The organism is Candidatus Anaplasma sp. TIGMIC (assembly GCF_028204095.1).
GTDB lineage: Bacteria > Pseudomonadota > Alphaproteobacteria > Rickettsiales > Anaplasmataceae > Anaplasma.
On record NZ_JAQLOH010000022.1, the window covers coordinates 1 to 18,465 of the forward strand.

13 protein-coding genes and 2 rRNA genes are annotated in these 18,465 nt (G+C 46.9%); 9 read left to right on the forward strand and 6 right to left on the reverse strand.

The genetic code is table 11. The features are described from left to right. Both PGW94_RS03115 and rrf read left to right on the forward strand, forming a co-directional pair. Positions 1 to 1,408, forward strand: a 23S ribosomal RNA gene (locus PGW94_RS03115); the annotation flags it as partial. Positions 1,409 to 1,492: 84 nt separating this feature from the next. Beyond that, positions 1,493 to 1,607: ribosomal RNA gene (rrf, locus tag PGW94_RS03120) — 5S ribosomal RNA — on the forward strand. A gap of 2,295 nt (positions 1,608 to 3,902) precedes the next feature. Here the strand turns inward: rrf and guaB are convergent. The 3 genes from guaB to rpmE form a co-directional block, all read right to left on the reverse strand. Then, the gene (guaB, locus tag PGW94_RS03125) at positions 3,903 to 5,360 is read right to left on the reverse strand and encodes an IMP dehydrogenase (protein ID WP_271758552.1); all 1,458 of its coding nucleotides are present in this window, start codon (positions 5,358 to 5,360) and stop codon (positions 3,903 to 3,905) included. A 70-nt stretch (positions 5,361 to 5,430) separates the two neighbouring features. Then, positions 5,431 to 6,234, reverse strand: coding sequence for an NAD kinase (locus tag PGW94_RS03130; RefSeq protein WP_271758555.1), 804 nt, complete (start codon positions 6,232 to 6,234; stop codon positions 5,431 to 5,433). A gap of 18 nt (positions 6,235 to 6,252) precedes the next feature. Next, positions 6,253 to 6,501: a 50S ribosomal protein L31 gene (gene rpmE / locus PGW94_RS03135; protein ID WP_271758557.1), complete on the reverse strand. Its 249-nt coding sequence runs from the start codon at positions 6,499 to 6,501 to the stop codon at positions 6,253 to 6,255. Positions 6,502 to 6,790: 289 nt separating this feature from the next. Between rpmE and fabD the strand changes: the two genes are divergently transcribed. From fabD to PGW94_RS03150, 3 genes are all read left to right on the forward strand, one after another. Then, the gene (gene fabD, locus PGW94_RS03140; protein ID WP_410519526.1) at positions 6,791 to 7,735 is read left to right on the forward strand and encodes an ACP S-malonyltransferase; all 945 of its coding nucleotides are present in this window, start codon (positions 6,791 to 6,793) and stop codon (positions 7,733 to 7,735) included. A 17-nt stretch (positions 7,736 to 7,752) separates the two neighbouring features. Continuing rightward, entirely contained in the window at positions 7,753 to 8,403 is a 651-nt protein-coding gene (gene tmk, locus PGW94_RS03145) for a dTMP kinase (RefSeq protein ID WP_271758561.1), read from the forward strand. A 62-nt stretch (positions 8,404 to 8,465) separates the two neighbouring features. Continuing rightward, positions 8,466 to 9,752, forward strand: a complete 1,287-nt coding sequence (locus tag PGW94_RS03150; protein ID WP_271758563.1) for an MFS transporter — start codon at positions 8,466 to 8,468, stop codon at positions 9,750 to 9,752. 984 nt (positions 9,753 to 10,736) lie between these two features. Here PGW94_RS03150 and PGW94_RS03155 read toward each other — a convergent pair. Beyond that, positions 10,737 to 11,390 (reverse strand): Tim44/TimA family putative adaptor protein, encoded by a 654-nt coding sequence (locus tag PGW94_RS03155; RefSeq protein WP_271758565.1) that lies wholly within the window; start codon positions 11,388 to 11,390, stop codon positions 10,737 to 10,739. A 104-nt stretch (positions 11,391 to 11,494) separates the two neighbouring features. Here PGW94_RS03155 and secB point away from each other — a divergent pair, with 104 nt between their 5' ends. Both secB and PGW94_RS03165 read left to right on the forward strand, forming a co-directional pair. Then, entirely contained in the window at positions 11,495 to 11,968 is a 474-nt protein-coding gene (gene secB, locus PGW94_RS03160) for a protein-export chaperone SecB (protein WP_271758567.1), read from the forward strand. Positions 11,969 to 12,002: 34 nt separating this feature from the next. Beyond that, positions 12,003 to 12,725, forward strand: a complete 723-nt coding sequence (locus tag PGW94_RS03165; RefSeq protein WP_271758569.1) for a DsbA family protein — start codon at positions 12,003 to 12,005, stop codon at positions 12,723 to 12,725. Positions 12,726 to 14,025: 1,300 nt separating this feature from the next. On the opposite strand, the gene PGW94_RS03170 is transcribed toward PGW94_RS03165, so the two are convergent. Further along, complete coding sequence (locus PGW94_RS03170; protein ID WP_271758571.1) at positions 14,026 to 15,285, reverse strand: M16 family metallopeptidase; 1,260 nt, start codon at positions 15,283 to 15,285, stop codon at positions 14,026 to 14,028. Positions 15,286 to 15,955: 670 nt separating this feature from the next. On the opposite strand from PGW94_RS03170, the gene PGW94_RS03175 reads away from it, so the two are divergent. Further along, positions 15,956 to 17,359 (forward strand): NAD(P)H-dependent flavin oxidoreductase, encoded by a 1,404-nt coding sequence (locus PGW94_RS03175; RefSeq protein ID WP_271758577.1) that lies wholly within the window; start codon positions 15,956 to 15,958, stop codon positions 17,357 to 17,359. 74 nt (positions 17,360 to 17,433) lie between these two features. Here PGW94_RS03175 and PGW94_RS03180 read toward each other — a convergent pair whose 3' ends face one another. Continuing rightward, on the reverse strand, positions 17,434 to 18,036 hold the full coding sequence (locus tag PGW94_RS03180; RefSeq protein ID WP_271758573.1) for a riboflavin synthase: 603 nt from the start codon (positions 18,034 to 18,036) through the stop codon (positions 17,434 to 17,436). Positions 18,037 to 18,250: 214 nt separating this feature from the next. Between PGW94_RS03180 and PGW94_RS03185 the strand changes: the two genes are divergently transcribed. Continuing rightward, a partial coding sequence (locus tag PGW94_RS03185) for a hypothetical protein (protein ID WP_271758575.1) occupies positions 18,251 to 18,465 on the forward strand: 215 nt, incomplete at its 3' end.

Sequence of the window (18,465 nt, forward strand, 5' to 3'; positions counted from 1 at the left end):
AGGCCGTAAAGGAGTAGTCGATGGGAATCAGGTTAATATTCCTGAACCTTTTAAGCGTGACGGATCTAGTGCCGGTATGTGTCTTATTGGATTGACGCATGCCCTAAAAAGGTCCCAGGAAATAGCGCTTAAGTTAATAAGTCCGTACCGCAAACCGACACTGGTAGGTAGGTAGAGAATACTAAGGCGATTGAGAGAATGATGCTGAAGGAACTCGGCAAATTGCACCTGTAACTTAGGGAGAAGGGTGACCTGTAGGTGGGCAACCATTTGCAGGTGGCACAAAACAGGGGGTAGCGACTGTTTACTAAAAACACAGGGCTCTGCGAACACGTAAGTGGATGTATAGGGCCTGACGCCTGCCCGGTGCTGGAAGGTTAATATGAGGGGTGAGAGCTCCGAGTTGAAGCCCCAGTAAACGGCGGCCGTAAAACTGACGGTCCTAAGGTAGCGAAATTCCTTGTCGGGTAAGTTCCGACCCGCACGAATGGCGTAACGATTTCCCCGCTGTCTCCAGCATCAACTCAGCGAAATTGAATTCCCCGTGCTGATGCGGGGTACCCGCGGGTAGACGAAGAGACCCCGTGCACCTTTACTATAGCTTTACATTGGTGTTAGGAATGCGATGTGCAGGATAGGTGGGAGACTTTGAAGCAGGGGCGCCAGCCCTTGTGGAGTCATCCTTGAGATACCACCCTTCGTGTTTTTGACATCTAACTAGGCTCCATGTTTCTGGAGCTAGGACATTGTATGGTGGGTAGTTTGACTGGGGCGGTCGCCTCCTAAAGAGTAACGGAGGCGTGCGATGGTAGGCTAGAGCTGGTCGGAAATCAGCTTTTATAGTACAATGGCAAAAGCCTGCCTGACTGCGAGGCCGACAGGCCGAGCAGAGACGAAAGTCGGTCATAGTGATCCGGTGATTCCGAATGGAAGGGTCATCGCTCAACGGATAAAAGGTACGCCGGGGATAACAGGCTTATGGTGTCCAAGAGTTCATATCGACGACACCGTTTGGCACCTCGATGTCGACTCATCACATCCCGGGGCTGGAGCAGGTCCCAAGGGTTCGGCTGTTCGCCGATTAAAGTGATACGTGAGTTGGGTTTAGAACGTCGTGAGACAGTTCGGTTTCTATCTTCCGTGGGCGTTGGAAATTTGAGAGGATCTGACTCTAGTACGAGAGGACCGAGTTGGACATACCTCTGGTGTACCAGTTGTCGTGCCAACGGCATTGCTGGGTAGCTACGTATGGACGGGATAATTGCTGAAAGCATCTAAGCGAGAAACCTCCCTCAAGATTAGATTTCCCCATTAGGGCCGTGAGAGACTATCACGTTGATAGGCCGGGTGTGTAAGTGTGGTAACACATGTAGCTAACCGGTACTAATAGCCCGATTGGTTTACTCATTTTGCGGATGCGTGCAGTGTTAAGACTGCACTATTCGAAACTTTATCAGGTCTTTCTACTTTAACTTTGTCGCTTTACAGATTGGCTGGTGGTTATGGCAGGAGTGGAACACCCGGTAACATTCCGAACCCGGAAGTTAAGCCTCCTAGCGCCTGTGGTACTTTGTCTTAAGACACGGGAGAGAGGGTCGCTGCCAGCCTTTTTTCTTTCCTGTTGCAGAGTTTCAGCTTTTGCGCAAGTGTTGTCCACACGGCTTTTGCGGTACCCCTATGGCGAGTTGAGGGGGAATTCTTTAACTTCACCGAAGTTAGTCTCCCGCTGGACGTTTCTGTTCTTGAGGAGGGCTTCTGGTAGATTACCGCGCAATATTGCGTAGTTTTGAGCTATTGATGGGTATTCGAAGGTACTCATGTTTAGGTTCAGCGTACTCTTCAGCATGCTCAATATTTAGTGTACTAAGTTCTATTATTTTTGTTCATAGTGCCATTATGTGATCAATGGGTTGCAAGTTTGGCCGTTTGGGCAGATTGTGGTCTTTTTGCTTTTAATAAAGCAATTACGGCTGTTTTTGTGCTGACATAGTTTTATCTTATACGTATGTGGTGTGGTAGTAGAGGTTCCATTACTTGAAAGAGCGATTAGTGTTATGACATCACCATTCGCCGTTCTGTGAGACGGTATTGTTGTGTTAGGGCATCGCCGAAGGGTAGTTTGCTGGTTTGTCACGCTAGGCTATCTGTGTGTATACAGCTAGCTCCAGGTATGCATTTACAGCGGTTCCATAGCTGAGGCAGGCATATCGTTATGCTGGTAGTTGAGAGCTAGTCCACGGCGGATATTTTACAGGTTCTTGATACACGTAGTTCGTAGATGTTTTTAGTCTTCTCAATCCGTGGAAAAGTTTCGGGATCATACAAGCCGGTTTCAGCGCAGAAGGTTCTCCTTGGAGTTATTGACTTGTGCAGATATTACGTTTTGTGATCGGGCTTATTACATTAATTGAAGTTCAGAAACGGTAATGTTTTCTGGCGAAGAGCGCTCAATCTTTTATAGTTGATGTCTAATCACCCTTGGACTTATTCTTATTTACTGTAATAAGCGATAATACCCATCTTGCTATTTTAATCTGCGGGAAGAAAAAACCATTACACAACGCGTTTATACATGTGGAGAGTGATTTATTATATTGCCAACAATCTGTCCGAAATATGCGTGCAGAGAAAAATGGTGGCACGGTTTTGCGCGCACATGGCTGCATGAAGATCGTGGTTTTGGTTATCAATAGCGTTTTTTCTACGTGAGAGGTATAGCGAGTAGCTTTGCATCACAGACGACGAAGGTTTCGTTATATGTGGTGTTGAGAGTCAAAGATTTGCCCAGTGAAAGATCGTATTTTTTGTAGTTTCAGAGTGAGATGCCAGCAAAATTTTGTGGTATGCGTACAGAAGCTCTGGTGTGCTTTAAACTTGTTTCAGTTAAAGAACGTCCGGAAGCGTTGCCATTTACATAAAGACTCAATTTGGAAACAATATATGCGTATACTGGATGAGACTCGTAGCAGGGGCTGTTTTGTTTTGGTCATGTAGCTAAAGGAGCTCGCTTCATGGACGGAAGGCTTAACTCGCGGACTGTGTAGTGCAGTTGGAGAGCAGTACACGTGGTATACATTCGGGTTACGTAATGGTAATCACCATTCGAGCTGTAGAGCAAAAGATTTAAGCATAAAGCAGACAACACAGATAGAATCAGGCCCTTCTCTCTGTGCATTGTGCGTCTTTACGAACGCTAGCACATTTTGTTTTCGTGAGTAAAAGCCACATTTAAATGTTTCCTATACCAAAGTATGATTTTTTTCTACGAGGTTTGGGAGCCTGCCGAGTTGTTAAACACCTTTTGGGATTTTTATTTAGTGGCGCCACGGGCTAAAAGCAATCGCGTATTTCCTCGCTTTGCAGCGGGTTCACGTATAATGTGACGATATGACTAATCCTGCGTCCATGGGAGAAACTTATGTATTAGGTTTGTATTGTGTTGGAACATTTGAAGTCATTGGTGGAGCGCAGTTCTATCAGCTTCTATAAACAAGTCTCGATACAGGTGGCATCACAATCCGCCCAACACAGCGAAAACCGACCACACACTGCAGCGTTGAGATGCTAGCTTACCAACAAGAATACTCAGAGTTAAACCCTGTGCAGTACACGAATGCTTGCCTCATGTTAGCGCATGTAGAAATAACAAAATGTTTACGCTCACCTTGCATAGGGTAACAAATTCTGCCAGGTGCCATGAAGAAATACACGTGTTGCGACTAAAAAGAATGACTGGCTCTTGCGCCAGGAAAAAGAGTTATATACCCATGAAAACCGGCAAAGCGTACACCAACTATAACGTGACACCTACTTCATGCGCTTGGAGATCACGGAAGTGCAGCACGCTTTTTATATGGAGGACACCAACCCGCGATCTATGTTACAGCAACGTCATGAACGCACTACTGAGGTTGAAAAGGAGGGTGATAATTCGGGGTCTCCTGGGTAATTGTTACACCGTGCACGTGGCTTTCCTGCAGACCTGCAGAGGTAATGACAGTAAACTTGCAGTTCTGTTTCATTTCAGCTATGGTCCTATTTCCCGTGTATCCCATGGATGACCTGAGCCCACCTACCAGCTGATATATAACTTCGGAAGCAGCCCCTTTGAACGGGACTCTGCCCTCTACGCCTTCGGGTATAAACTTACCACTGGCCTCTTGGAAGTAACGATCACTTGCGCCATCCTTCATGGCCATCACTGAGCCCATACCGCGGTAGCACTTGTATGCACGGCCACTGTAGATCACTATCTTTCCGGGACTCTCATCGGTTCCTGCAAAAATAGACCCTATCATGACTACGTCCGCTCCAGCTGCTATGGACTTTGCTATGTCTCCTGAGTGCTTAATGCCCCCATCGGCTATGACACCAACACCGGTTCCTCTGCATGCTGCAGCAACGTCCCGTATGGCCGAAAACTGCGGGACACCAACCCCAGTTACAATTCTGGTTGTACATATGGACCCAGGGCCTATGCCAACTTTCACGGCGTCAACCCCTGCCTCTATAAGAGCTAGGGCTCCGGCAGCTGTAGCTACATTACCACCGATAACTTGAGCGTAGGGATACAGTGCCTTTATTTCTCTCACGGTATTCAGGACCCTCGTGGAGTGCCCATGTGCGGTATCCACTACTATTACGTCCGCTTCAGCGTTGATCAATGCTTCCGCGCGCTCCACGCCCTCTCTAGGCCCTGCACCCACAGCCGCAGCAACACGCAGACGGGCTTTCTTGTCTTTACAAGAATTAGGAAACTTGTTGAACTTTTCTATATCTTTAACCGTGATGAGACCAATACAGCACCCATTCTCATCAGTTACTATTAATCTTTCTATCTTGTGCTTGTGCAAAAGACGCGTAGCTTCTGACTGACTCACCCCTTCCCGTACGGTTACAAGGGCTTCCTTTGTCATGATGTCGCACACCCTGCAGCTCAAGTCCTCAACGAAACGCACATCCCTATTGGTGATTATACCAACAAGCTGCTTTCTGTTGTCTACTACGGGTATGCCTGAGTAGCTATGCTGCTGCATGATGGAGAGAGCTTCCTTCAAAGGCGCATCAGGATGCACAGTTACTGGATCGCTCACTATCCAGCTCTCAAATTTTTTTACTTTCTGTACTTCGGCCACCTGCCGTTCGATCGACATATTTTTGTGTATGCATCCGATGCCGCCATGCTGCGCGACCGATATAGCTAGCCCTGACTCCGTAACTGTATCCATAGCTGCAGACATAATTGGGATACGCAACTGCAGTTCACGGGTAACGTATGTACTCACATCTGTATCTGCGGGCAACACATCGGAACACGAAGGGACTATCAGAACATCATCAAACGAGTAAGCAATATCCACAAGTATCTTCGTTAAGCTCAAACTGTGGGAAGTATAGATTCTTTAAAAACAATGCGCAACATTCTCGGTCCTACACAAGAAACTGTTCCGCAATAGTTCTTTCCTCCAACCTATGTTCTGGGTCAAACATCAGCGTTACGCTGTTGCTGTTGGTCTGCCGGATTTTTATGCTTCGAATGTTCTTAAACTCTGTATAGTCAGCAACTGCACTCACGGTACGTGCTTCAGGTGTTAACACCTCTATACCAACCTCAACATTATTAGGTATTAGGGCCCCACGCCATCTTCTGGGACGAAAAGAGTTCACCGAAGTCAACGCCAAAACGTTTGAATTAAATGGGAGAATAGGCCCTCCTGCAGAGAAGTTGTACGCCGTGCTTCCTGCCGGGCTAGCCACGATAATGCCATCCGAAACGAGCTCAGTCATGACAACCTTGCCATCAAGGCTAATCCTAAGCTTAGCTGCTTGGTGAGTCCCGCGGAACAACGATACTTCATTTACCGCTATAGCACTGTGATTATTGCCATCTACATCTACGGCATCCATGCTTAGCAGAGTTAGCTCCGTAGCAACTGCCCGTTCGATTCTACTAGGCAAGCTCTCTTCCGCGCAGCTGTTCAAAAGAAACCCCACTGTTCCGTGGCGCACCCCGTATACAGGAGTTTTTTTGTTCGGACCTATAACGTAATTGTGCAGACTGTGCAGCATCAATCCATCCCCTCCGACAACAACCATAAGGTCGACATCCGACTCCGGACTGCTCTGCATATCCACGACACTGTAGAAACTTCTAAGACAACCGACACGCTGCTCTGACCCTGCGGCGGCAACGTACCCTACCGTTCGGTAACGGCACCGACTTGCAACGGTCATTCCCCGCACAGCGCGCCTCTATAAGTCGCCGTACTTATTTAGGAACTTCGCCGCTCTGCTATTTCTTGTGCTGCCGGATCTGAGCCCAGGATTCCACGCAGGGTGATTAAACCTGTCACTTTCCAGGTGCACCTTTACCTTCTCATCGGGCTTACCCGCAGACGAGAGCATATCTCTCTCCGTACCGTTTGTGAAAACAACTGTGATCGGATAGACCTCAGGGTGTATTCCCCTCCTCATTCTTACAGCCCTCCTGCGAAGAAACAAAACCGGCTCCGATCCTATCAGGGAAACTAGACCGTGTCAATGTGGTCCAGCATTGCACTGAGGTGGAGCTTACGTTTTGCTCTGGATTACAGCTGGGTAAAAATACGTGTATATTTTCTCGAATAGCGAAATGTGAATCTGTGGTGATGCACGAAAAATTCGTGGGATTTTAGAAGATCCAGCCAGATTTTTGACTTTGAATAATAGTTTTGACTACCTAGGTTGTGTTGAGTAATAATGACCGTATCACATGTAGACGCTAGGGGGAGTGGCTGTGCCTACTGCATTTATGTTTCCTGGACAAGGGTCGCAGTTCGTTGGCATGGGCAGGGAAGTGCATGACAATTTCGCTTCGGCCCGCAGGGTGTTTGAAGAGGTCGATGAGGCCTTAGGAAGAAGCCTATCTAGTATAATTTTTGAGGGTCCCGACGACGTTCTTACGTCGACTAGCAATGCACAGTTAGCGCTTATGACTGTTTCAATGGCAGTTGTCCGGGCAGCTGAATACGTTCTAGGTGTGCCCCTTCACAAGATAGCTAAATACGTCGTGGGGCATTCTGTGGGAGAGTACTCCGCGCTGTGCGCAGCAGGGGCCATAGATATATCCACCACAGCTCGGATACTAGACGTTAGAAGTAGGGCTATGGCCAGAGCATCTGAATTGTGTCAGGGGGGCATGGCTGCGCTCATAGGTGGGAGTATGGACGATGTTGTGTCGGTAGTACAAGGTGCCTCGAAGCGTGGAATTTGCGAGATAGCCAATGATAACTGTGTTGGGCAAACTGTTGTTAGCGGGGAGAGCAAGGCTCTAAGTGTTTTGCCAGAGCTGGTACAAGGAACGGCTATCAAGAGAATAATTCATCTTCGCGTTAGTGGCCCATTTCACTCGTCACTCATGAAGCCTGCGTATGAGGAGCTGAGAGATTTCATCAGTACCCAGGATTTCAAGCTCCCGGAAATTAGCGTTGTCTATAACGTCTCTGCGGGTGAATGCGGGGATTGTGATGCAATAAAGGATCTTATGTCCCAGCAGGTGGTCAGTAGAGTGCGCTGGAGAGAGAGTGTAGAGTACCTGGTCAAGCGGGGTTGTACTAGGTTTGTCGAGGCGGGGCCTGGTGAGGTGCTCACGGGGCTGTTGCGCAGAATAGATGGGTCAGTGCGTGGTATGAACATTTGTGGTGCAAACTCCGTAGACGCACTGGAGAAGTTTGTTGAGACGCGAGAATTTTGCTGAAGTTATTCTTGGGCGGTATGTTTATAACTTTCGAGGGGATAGACGGATGTGGGAAAACCACGCAGTCTATCCTTCTAGCCAGGTACATGTCTGAACTACACGGTGAGGATAATGTAGTCCTAACGCGGGAACCAGGGGGAACGTCCTTCAATGAACAACTCAGAAGCATCTTCTTGCGAGGAAAGAGTTGCCAGGTAGATGCTATTACGGAGCTATTTTTACTTTTGGCCATGCGCCGGGAGAGCTTTACTAAGGTGGTAGAGCGTGGGCTCAGCGAGAACAAAATAGTAATTAGTGACCGTTGCATAGATTCTACTGTTGCGTATCAGGGATATGGCTGTGGTATTGATTTAGCGCTCATATACAAACTGAATTCACTGGTAGCAAGTGTGGTGCCTGATATAACATTCATAATAGATGTGGATACTGACAGGGCCTTGCTCAGGGCAGATAGAAATGGGTATGAGAGCAGCAGCGTAGACTTCTACAACAGGGTTAGGGAAGGATTTTTGCATGTTGCTGAAGAAAATAAACACCGATGCAGGTTGGTACGCTGTCACGAGCATGAAGCAGGTGGGGGATGCGATATCTATTCTGTGCACCGCCGCGTAGTAGAACTCTTACATGAGAGCGAGGCTTGCGTGTCGGACGCGCACCAGAAATTCTAGTAGTTTACCGCCCTTTTCAATAAAAGACCGCAAAAGAAGATGTGCTGTACTAATTCTAGGTTATGGGGTACCATCCCCGGTATTATTTTGTGGATGCGGGGTCTGTCGTGGGTGTAAATGGGAGTGGAATAGCAAGCAGAGGCTTCTTTGCCTGGTTTCTCATAGCCATGTTTTATGCGCTGCAGTACATTTTCAGGGTTATGCCGAACACTTTTTCTAGTGTGATAATGGAGAAGTTTGGTGTTGGGGCGTTTTCTTTGGGGCAGTTTTCCGCTTTTTACTATATCGGGTACACAGCAGCTCATATTCCACTAGGAATAATGATAGATAGATATGGCCCTAGGCGGGTCGTTCCCTGTTGCATGGCGCTGACGGTACTGGGCATGGTTCCCATGCTATTTGATGTTTGGCCACTAGTGCAGATGGGTAGAGTGCTAACAGGGCTTGGCTCTGCGGCTGCTGCGCTGTCTATCTTTAAAGTTTCCAACATGTATTTTGGTAAACGATTTGCGATCATGACTGCCATTGCCATGGTTATAGGGTTTTTGGGTGCTATGTATGGCGGCATGCCAGTTCTTACTCTAGTGGAAGAGTACGGCTGGAATAAGATATTATTACTAATCATCGCGTCAGGATGTATTTTAGCGATACTTGCCGCACTGGTTATATACGATACAGGAGATTCAATAGAGAAAGGCAGTTTTCTCGATCAGGTCAAAGTGGTGCTTTGTAACAAGAAGCTGCTTGTAATTAGCCTTCTTGGGGGATGCATGATAGGACCACTTGAGGGGTTTGCTGATGGATGGGCTACAGCGTTTTTGATTGAAGTTTGCGGAATAAGCAGCAAATATGCGTCCATTCTTCCTTCTTCAGTGTTCGTAGGGTCATGTATAGGATCCCTGGTGTTTAGCTACATGCTGAGTAAGTCTGTTAATGGTTACAGCATAATAATATATTGCGGTACCCTAACTGTGCTGGCGTTTATCATGTTGTTGATGGGGCGTTGTAGTACAGGAACAAGCGTAGCTATTCAGTTGCTCGTGGTGGGGATATGCTCAGCATACCAGTTGGTTACCGTGTGTAAGGCCATAGAATATGTAGGCCATTCGGCAGTAGCGTTAGCGACAGCGGTCTCAAATATGATCATTATGGTATTTGGGTATTTCTTCCACACAGTTATTGCCACTATAATCCACGCGTATTGGAATGGCGTCATAGAAAATGGGCAGGCCGTGTATGGAAGTGGATTACTTGTGAAGTCTATGCTAGTTGTGCCTATGGGTGCGCTTGTTGGCACCATGGGCTTTATGATTCTTAAAGCCATAGAAGATCGGAGGAAAGTTTTTTAAGCAGTACAACATGGGCCTGTAATGTGCCAACTAATGGTGGAACAGGTATGGCCCTTGCTTTTTGTGCGCTATTGCAACAGGCGGCACTATTTCTAGAGTAGGCGGTGTGCTTGCGGCGTATTGTGTTGGCGGTAGAAAGATATGGTACGTATGTGTGTAATGCTGCCTATACTAGCACCGGGTGTTTGTTTAGAGAGTCACCAAGATTTTCTCCTCTGAGGGTAGTGTCCTACAAGGGGCCTAGCGTGCAGCTAGCCTGCTGAGGGCACTGCAGCAGTTTTTTGGTGCATATAGAGGTGTCAATATTCCATAACGCCATAGTCCACTGAAGAGCACAGCCGCGCCTATTCCGATCTGTAAGACATTAGGGCACGGCTATATCGCAGTTCTTCATGTTCTATGTGCAACAAGATTAGGTGTTGATTTGAACAGTTACTTACCCATCTTCCTTATAGTCATGCGGCATGTAACTTGAGTTGGTAGTCAAATTTTGGGGAGTGATGTCACCGTGCTTGAGTTCCCTTCGCAACGAGTTGTAAGCTTTTGAGCTCTTCAGATATATACGCACGGGTTTTGTGGTGGTCCCAGCTTTGGGAATCCTTGCTAAGGTATTGCAGTTACGAAAATTAGAGCATTTTGCTGCCAATATTTCGTAGGTTCCCTAAAACGTAATAACAACGCAAAAAGCTGTGTATGTTTTGAGGCACAAACATGCATTTGGCTGGCTCATAGACATTACTATATTATTCGGCACGGCAACCTTTATACGCTTTGTACATGACCTATGTGTGCCGAGAGAATGTACTTGAGGGTGGAGAAATAGTAGTTTTGCGGCAAACTGGTATTCTCTGTGACAGTGTACCGCCGAGTGGCGCAACTCAAGATACGGCTTAATCTAGTAAAAAGCACTCCGACTATGGGGACGCTGCCTCAGGGGCAACATAATTAAGTGCCACTATCGCGGTCAGGCCTGCAAGGTTTACTCTACCTTGTGGCGGAGAGGTACCACTTCCTACTTGGTGAGTCAGCATCTTTCTCAAAGGTCCACAAGTCCTCGACCACATTGATCTTAGAAACGCTGCCGTCAACAACTGTTCCCGAGCTATCACGAACGATATTCATCTGCTCTGTTCTGAATTTAACGGTGATATATGCTATGTCCTTGACTACCTTTGCAGCCTCTATACGCTGAGATAGCACGGAGACCACGACATCCTCATGTACGTGACCGCCGCTGCTGCGGCGTTGAATTTCAGCTTCGAATGATTTGTACATACTGTCGCTTAACAGCGACGACAATACCTTAACATCGCCCTGACCCAAGGCTTTCATGATAAGCTCAAACGCTGCTGCAGACCCAGACATGAAATGCTGTAACGAGAAGCTAGGATCTCTACTACGTACCTCCTCGATGCCCTCAGTCACGCTTTCGAGAAACTCAGGCTCGACAATAGTGTCAAGCTCTGGATCTTGAGATTCGTGCTGCGAGTCGAGAGGAATCCTGCCATCGCCTGGACCCTCCTGAGTAGCACAGCCACCGTGAAAATTGATGCTGGATGCCTTTCCCAAGGAACTGTATAGGCGGAAGAAAATAAAGGCCGCAACGAACGCATATATCGCCAACTCAACCATACCCATCCACAATTTTTCACAAAGGCTATGTACAAAAGTACTTGACCATATTATAGTTTGGCCAGCGTTAATCAACAATTAATTGCGGTATTTCCGTCTGGGGGTTTCTAGTGCAACCAAAGATAAAAGTAAAGGGGCAATACATAAAGGATCTGTCTTTTGAGAATCCTAATGCTCCGAGGGTGTTTCTTATGATAAGTAAGACGCCTCCTGAGATTAACATATCGGTGAATGTTGCTTCGACTTCTTTACCTGTGAAGACTGCTGAGGGCGAACCGGCAGATATAGCTTTGTATGAAGTAACTTTACAGATCAACATTGACTCTGTGGTAGAAAAGACCACTGCGTTTGTGTGCGAAATGAAGTATTGTGGCGTGTTTTCTGTGGAAGATGGTGCTGACCAGGAGCAAGTTAAAAGGGCGCTTCTAATTACTGCGCCTGGGATACTTTTCCCGTTTGTTCGGGAAGTGGTAGCTAAGGTCACGTCTACTGCGGGATTCCCTCCGTTGATGCTGGAAGTCATTGATTTTGCTGAAATGTATGACAGGCAGCTTGGAGAAAGTGCGGGCGACGCAGCAAAATAGGCTGTTTCTTTCGCGCGGTGGGTAGACGTCTTTTGTGGTGTTTACTTTCGTTTTGGTGGGGGTTATGGCGTTCTTACGGTTTGTTTTGGGAGTTTTCCCAGCGGTGGCTGTGTGTGCGGTCTGCGTTATGGGGCCACTAGCGGTAAAGGCGAACGAGGGTGGTGAGTCTATCACCGATAGTGTTGCCATTGAAGTGACTGCAGAGCAGCTTGTGGGTTTGTTACCGGATGATAGGTTCTTGGGAAGAGAAGACGCTCCGGTAGTTATTGTAGAGTATGCTTCGTTCTCCTGTGCGCACTGTGCTGACTTTGCGACCAAGGTGTTTCCCCGTCTAAAAAGTGTGTATGTGGACACGGGTAAGGTCCTTTATATATACCGTGATTTTCCGCTAGATAGGTTGTCATTGAGGGCGGCCATGTTGGGCATGTGCTACAAGGACAATAAGTCTTTCTTCTCGTACGTAAAGGCAGTTTTCAGTTCGTTTGATACATTGATAGCCACGTATAAGGATCTTGGGCTTTTGGTAAACATAGCGAAAATCAGCAATATCTCTGATGATGAATTCAAAAGGTGCACCACGGATGATGCGCTTATGGACCGTATCGTCCAGCAGAAGTTTCATGCCGTTAACAAGCTTGATGTGAATGCTACGCCCGTGTTTTTCATAAATGGTAAGAGGTATGAATCTGCTCATAACTTCGACAGCATTTCTGAAGAAATAGAGAGGGAAATGGTCCTAAAACTTGCGGGACAGTAGGGTATTGTTGTCTTGAGCATTGTTTGGTGGCTTGGGGGTGGTGTTTCGATGTTGCGGGCCTGTTACCGCATATAACGGGGGCTGCTATACGAGGTTAGGTTATGGCCTGCAGGCAGCTGTACCAGTCATTTGCCATCGGGTATTTTTGGCGTCTACGGGGTAGTGCCGGGAGCGGGTCTTGGTATAGGGTAGTTATAGGCGGTTTGCATGTACTGCAGACGCAAGCAGAACTCTGGTGCATATAACTTTGCCGTGACCCACGACTTAGTAGCCTGGATGAGCTGCAGCAGGGTTGATTATAGCGGGGCTGGCGTGTAGCTCTGTCGTTCTCAATGATGACTGTGCTTACGCTTGTAGAGTTAGGTTTTGTGCTGTTGGGTATTGGTAAGAAACATTTCCAAGGAAAATAGAATTTTATGGAATAACCAAGCTTCTGCATTGTGGCCAATAGGGTAATAGATACCGTATGCCATTGTGGGCAGGGTCTTGGTTTGTGCTGTCTAACGGTATAGTCGGCGCTGTGGGTTTTTCCGGATTTTGTAGCTGCTTACGCATATGTTTTCCGGGAAGTAAGTCGAAAACGGCTGCGAAACGAGGAGTTCATGTTTCTATGTAGGAGCATCAAACTTTTTATGGAAGTGGCATGATTGCCAAGTTTTGCGAAGGAGCTTATAGCATCTTTCGTTCATGGGATTGGATCTGCTGGAGCTGGATTACCCATTTATAGAGACTTCCTAATAGGTGCGTGTTTTATACTGCAGGTATAAAGTTGTCGGCAAGATGAGTTGTACGTTAGATGCGCTTAACCGGCTTGCGCATTGTGGAACTGTTTTAATATCACAAGGTGTGTACGCAGTGCGGTATTAGAAAACATAAAAACATCTTCGTGAGTATACTAGGTTCTTGTTATGTCTCATATCGTTTCGCACGTACGGTAGGGTTTATGACGAAGTTTTATACGGGCGGAGCGCAGCAATAATCCTTCTTTAGTTTTGGATCAGCGTTTGTATGTTCCGTAAACACTCTAGGATGTTATGGGGCCTGTGGGCTCAACACGCGTCTGTCCCGAGCTCTGGGGCTGCAAAATTGAGATATACCGACGAAGAAATAAAATCGCATGCATCAGGTTTACTCCCACACACTACGGGTCCTGATAGCTTATAACCTGTGTGAGTACATAAAGAGAAGTGCCCTCGCGGGCACAAGTTGCTAAGCCATATTTTCCCATTTCATGCTCCACATATATCTCACTTACTCTTGGTAGCGTTGTATGCGCAGTGGCATGGCGCAAGAAGTACGTCTACGAAAGCATTGCAACGACATCGTCCCTTGACGCCAGCCCATCCAGTTTACCTATGGCTGCTAGGGTAATTTTTTCACTATTACTCAAGAGCCAATTTCCTGCTTCCTGTACTTCCTTTTCCCCTATTGAGCGAATGTTTTCGATTAATTCTTCCTTTGTTATGTATCTCCCGTAATTGGAGTAACAGTAACCTATTGCGTCGGATCGTGCTACGGGGCTTTCTCGGGACATCAATATCTCGGACTCAAGCTTGCTTTTAGCTCGTTCTAGTTCATCGCTTTCTATAGTGTTGGGCATGCGCCTTATTTCTGATGTTACAGTCTTCAGTAGTGCTGGCAATTTAGAACTTTCTGTTGCGGCATGTATAGAGAAGATTCCACAGTCTGAGTAATTTGAGTTGAAAGAATAAATACTGTAGACCAGCCCTAGTTTTTCTCGCACTTCCTGGAATAACCTTGAAGACAGGCCACTTCCCAGTATTGTGTCCAAGACCTGTAATGCATGATACCTCTTATCATTGTACGATACGCCTGGAAAGCCTAGAACTACGTGTACCTGCTCTAAGTCGCGTTGCTCCAAATACTGACCGCCGGTGTACTCTGGCGCGGAGACGTGCTTGTGCGTGCCGTCCTTTATTTTGGCAAAGCCTGCAGACATTTCCAATACTGCGTCATGGGAAATATCTCCAGCGATTGAGAGAATCATGTTGCTTCCAAAGTAATGCTCATCCATGTGTGCGACCAAATCTTCCTTAGAAAAGTTCTGGACAGTCTGCACTGAGCCCAAGATTGATTTTCCGAAAATCTGACCTTCATAAGCGGCTTCCATGTATTTGTCGAATATAATGCTGCTTGGCGAGTCGTTGGTTTGGTAAATTTCCTGTAATACCACATCTTTTTCTCTCATCAGCTCGTCCTCGGGGAAGGCCGATTCCAGCACTAGGTCTGCTAACACATCGAGAGCAGTCCCAACATCTTTTTTCATGACCTTTAGATGGTATACTGTGTGCTCTTTGTCGGTGTAGGCATTGAAATTGCCACCTATAGCGTCGAAAATTTTTGCAATATCCAATGCAGATCTGGTATTTGTACCTTTGAAAGCCATATGCTCGAGAAAGTGCGCTAGCCCGATCTTTTCATATACCTCGTGTCTGCTGCCTACTTTGACCCAAAGGTTTATTCCTACAGAATTTACGCCTTCCACCCTTTCGGTGATGACAGATAAGTTATTGCTTAACTTTGTTAGAACAGGTTCCATGGCCACTATATCTTAAGACACGAAGACGGTGATGGTAACTCATTACGGGGCAGTATGAAAGCAGAATTATCCTTGCTGTGAAGCGGCGCTCAGCGACCAAAACGGTTATACTGGCCTTGTACGTACTCTATGCGATATGACGGGTGCGGTATTTTCAAACGTTGATCATGGCCGAATCGAAGTTTACAGTAATTTCTGCTTCTAAAGTTCAAGACATGAGCTGAGGTTAAAGGGCTTGACGGCAGATTATCATGTGCGCTAAAGGCGATTAAAGTACTCCAGATTGGTAAGTAGCGAGCAAAGCTTTGCTAACCTTACTACACGGCGCACAACATTTATATTAAACAAGACAAAGTTGGTAATTATGTGCAACTATCCACAGGCGATTTTGTAGTGAATTTTTACATCTGAACCTCAGTAAAATATGCTGCGAGTGCCATGTAAAAGCGAAGAGAAAACTCTAGTTGCTGTATTACCGTTAGGGCGCAAGGTTGGGGATAATGTTCCTGTACTGAACATGCGATATTAGGTCTACACCCCAGCGCTAAAAGCTGTATTTCAATTGACTGTAAGCACCCATAAGTGCTAGACTTTCGGACATGTCGTGGTTCCACTGTGGAAAACCCCCGAATGTAGGAGGATGACTAGTTGGTTTGGGAGGAGTGCTCTTTTGCTTAAGGGAATTAAAAAAGTTTGTATTTCTGGTCGTGAAGTATGGCCAATAGTGGAAGGGGGTAAGGGAATAGGCGTAAGTAATGGCCAGAGCTCAGGAGCGTTTGCAGCGGCAGGTGCGGTGGGGACATTTTCCGGAGCAAGTCCAGATCTTGTAGATGACAATGGCGAGTACGTTCCTATCCAATATCGCGGAAAAACTAGACGCGAACGCAATAGAGAACTCATAGAGTACAGCATCAGAGCAGGCATAAGCCAGGCACGAGTTGCGTATGATATATCCAAAGGACGTGGTAGGATACATATGAATGTTTTGTGGGAGATGGGTAACGTTACTGAAGTCCTGCATGGCATTTTGGGAGGGGCAAGAGGGCTGATACACGGCATCACCTGTGGTGCTGGTATGCCGTACAAACTTGCAGAAATAGCTCTACAATATGGTGTGTACTACTACCCGATAGTTTCCTCAGCGCGGGCATTTAGGATTTTGTGGAATCGCTCTTACAAAAAGTTTCCGCAGGATTTGCTGGGCGGCGTCGTATATGAGGACCCGTGGCTTGCGGGAGGCCATAATGGCCTTAGCAATAGCGAGGCGCCAGATGAGCCGCAAGGGCCATTCGAAAGAGTGGCTGACATTAGAACGTTCATGAATGAAGCTGGCTTGTCGGATGTAGTCATAATCATGGCAGGTGGTGTGTGGCATCTGAAGGAATGGGAAAACTGGCTCGACGATGAGCGTATAGGGCCAGTGGCATTTCAGTTTGGTACTCGCCCCTTGGTTACTGCGGAGAGTCCTATATCAGAATATTGGAAAAAAAAACTTCTTACGCTACACATGGGTGATGTATTTCTGAACCGGTACAGCCCAACTGGTTTCTATTCTTCAGCTGTGAAGAATGAGTTTATACGGGAGCTACAACAGAGGAATGCGCGCCAAGTGCCCTTCAAAAAAGAATGTGAGGGCGAGTTTGATACTGAGATAACATTGGGAGCTAGAGCAGGCGGGGTGTATATAAGAGCTGCCGACAAAGAGAACGTTGATTCATGGATTGCAGCTGGTTACAACACCATGATGAAAACGCCAAGCGACACGGTTATTTTTGTGACCGCGGAAAAGGCTCGCGAAATTCGTGAGGATCAAATAGGGTGCATGGGATGTCTGAGCCACTGCAAGTTCAGCAACTGGAAAGACCATGATGACTATAACACCGGAGAAAAGCCCGATCCTAGGAGTTTTTGCATTCAAAAGACTTTGCAGAACATAATACACACGGGAGACTGTGAAAAAGAGCTAATGTTTTCTGGGCATAATGCGTATAGATTCGGCAGCGACGAATTTTATCGGGATGGACATATTCCGACTGTAGCAGAGCTGGTTGACAGGATACTTACAGGCTACTAGTTCAATTTATGTTTGTGCACGTGATACGATGGGAACAAGAGGCTTTGTGCTTCCTCTAGCATAGACAACTGACTTCATGTCCGTGTTAGTATAAGGTTTGCTATGTGTCTTGCTATTACGTCAGTTTCTATGTTCACTTCGTCACCCACGTTACTATGCTGTAGGGTGGTATGAGCCCACGTGTATGGAACCAAATTCACGCTAAACGACCCAGGTGATGCGTCGTTTACAGTTAGCGACACGCCATCCAGCGATACTGAGCATTTCGTAGCTATGAACTTAGACATGGAGCTGTCACAATGTATTTTCATGATGTGAGAGCCGTTAACTTGCGATATGGAATTGACTGTTCCCACTCCATCCACGTGTCCTTGTACAATATGTCCGTCGAGAGGGTCACCAACTCTGAGCGCATTTTCTAGATTTATTCGAGAGCCAGGAATCCACAGCCTCAGATTCGTTGTACGTAGAGTTTCTTGTGAGACACTGACAAGAAAATGTGCAGCTCCGCGTTCTACCACAGTTAGGCATACACCTGCACACAGGACCGAACTACCCTCCACAACACGTGCAAGGAACGCATCATTTTTTACCTCGACCCGCACTGCCATGTCAGTAGCCCCCAGGGGTACAACACTCTCTACTATGCCGATCTCCGCGACTATGCCACTAAACATGCCTGATACCTGCAGTATATGTTATTCGTCGTACTATATTAGGTTTACCGAGCAAAATCTGTAACCTCTGAGAATGTACCACAATCGCATATGTGCGAGAAGCCCGAAGGGAGATCCTTAGTTCATGCGCAGGTTTTGTGTAAAAGGGTACTGAGACAGCAGTACCAAGTTCAATGAGCCATATTGCATAAGAATCGCTTTCGCTCGGGCGCTTATGGCGAGTGATCCCAACATTGATAAGCAGATTTGTGGAAAGGGATCGAGCGCGAACAGTGGTAAAGGCACGAAAGGCCATTGTAATAGTTCCAACGTGGCAACGGGAACCGTCGATATAGAGAAAACAGATCTAGGATTTGAAAGCGTTCTGGGGGAACGGCCACAATATCGAGGAGGTTCGGGGCTAGTTGGCTCGTTTGGTTACAGCTTTGG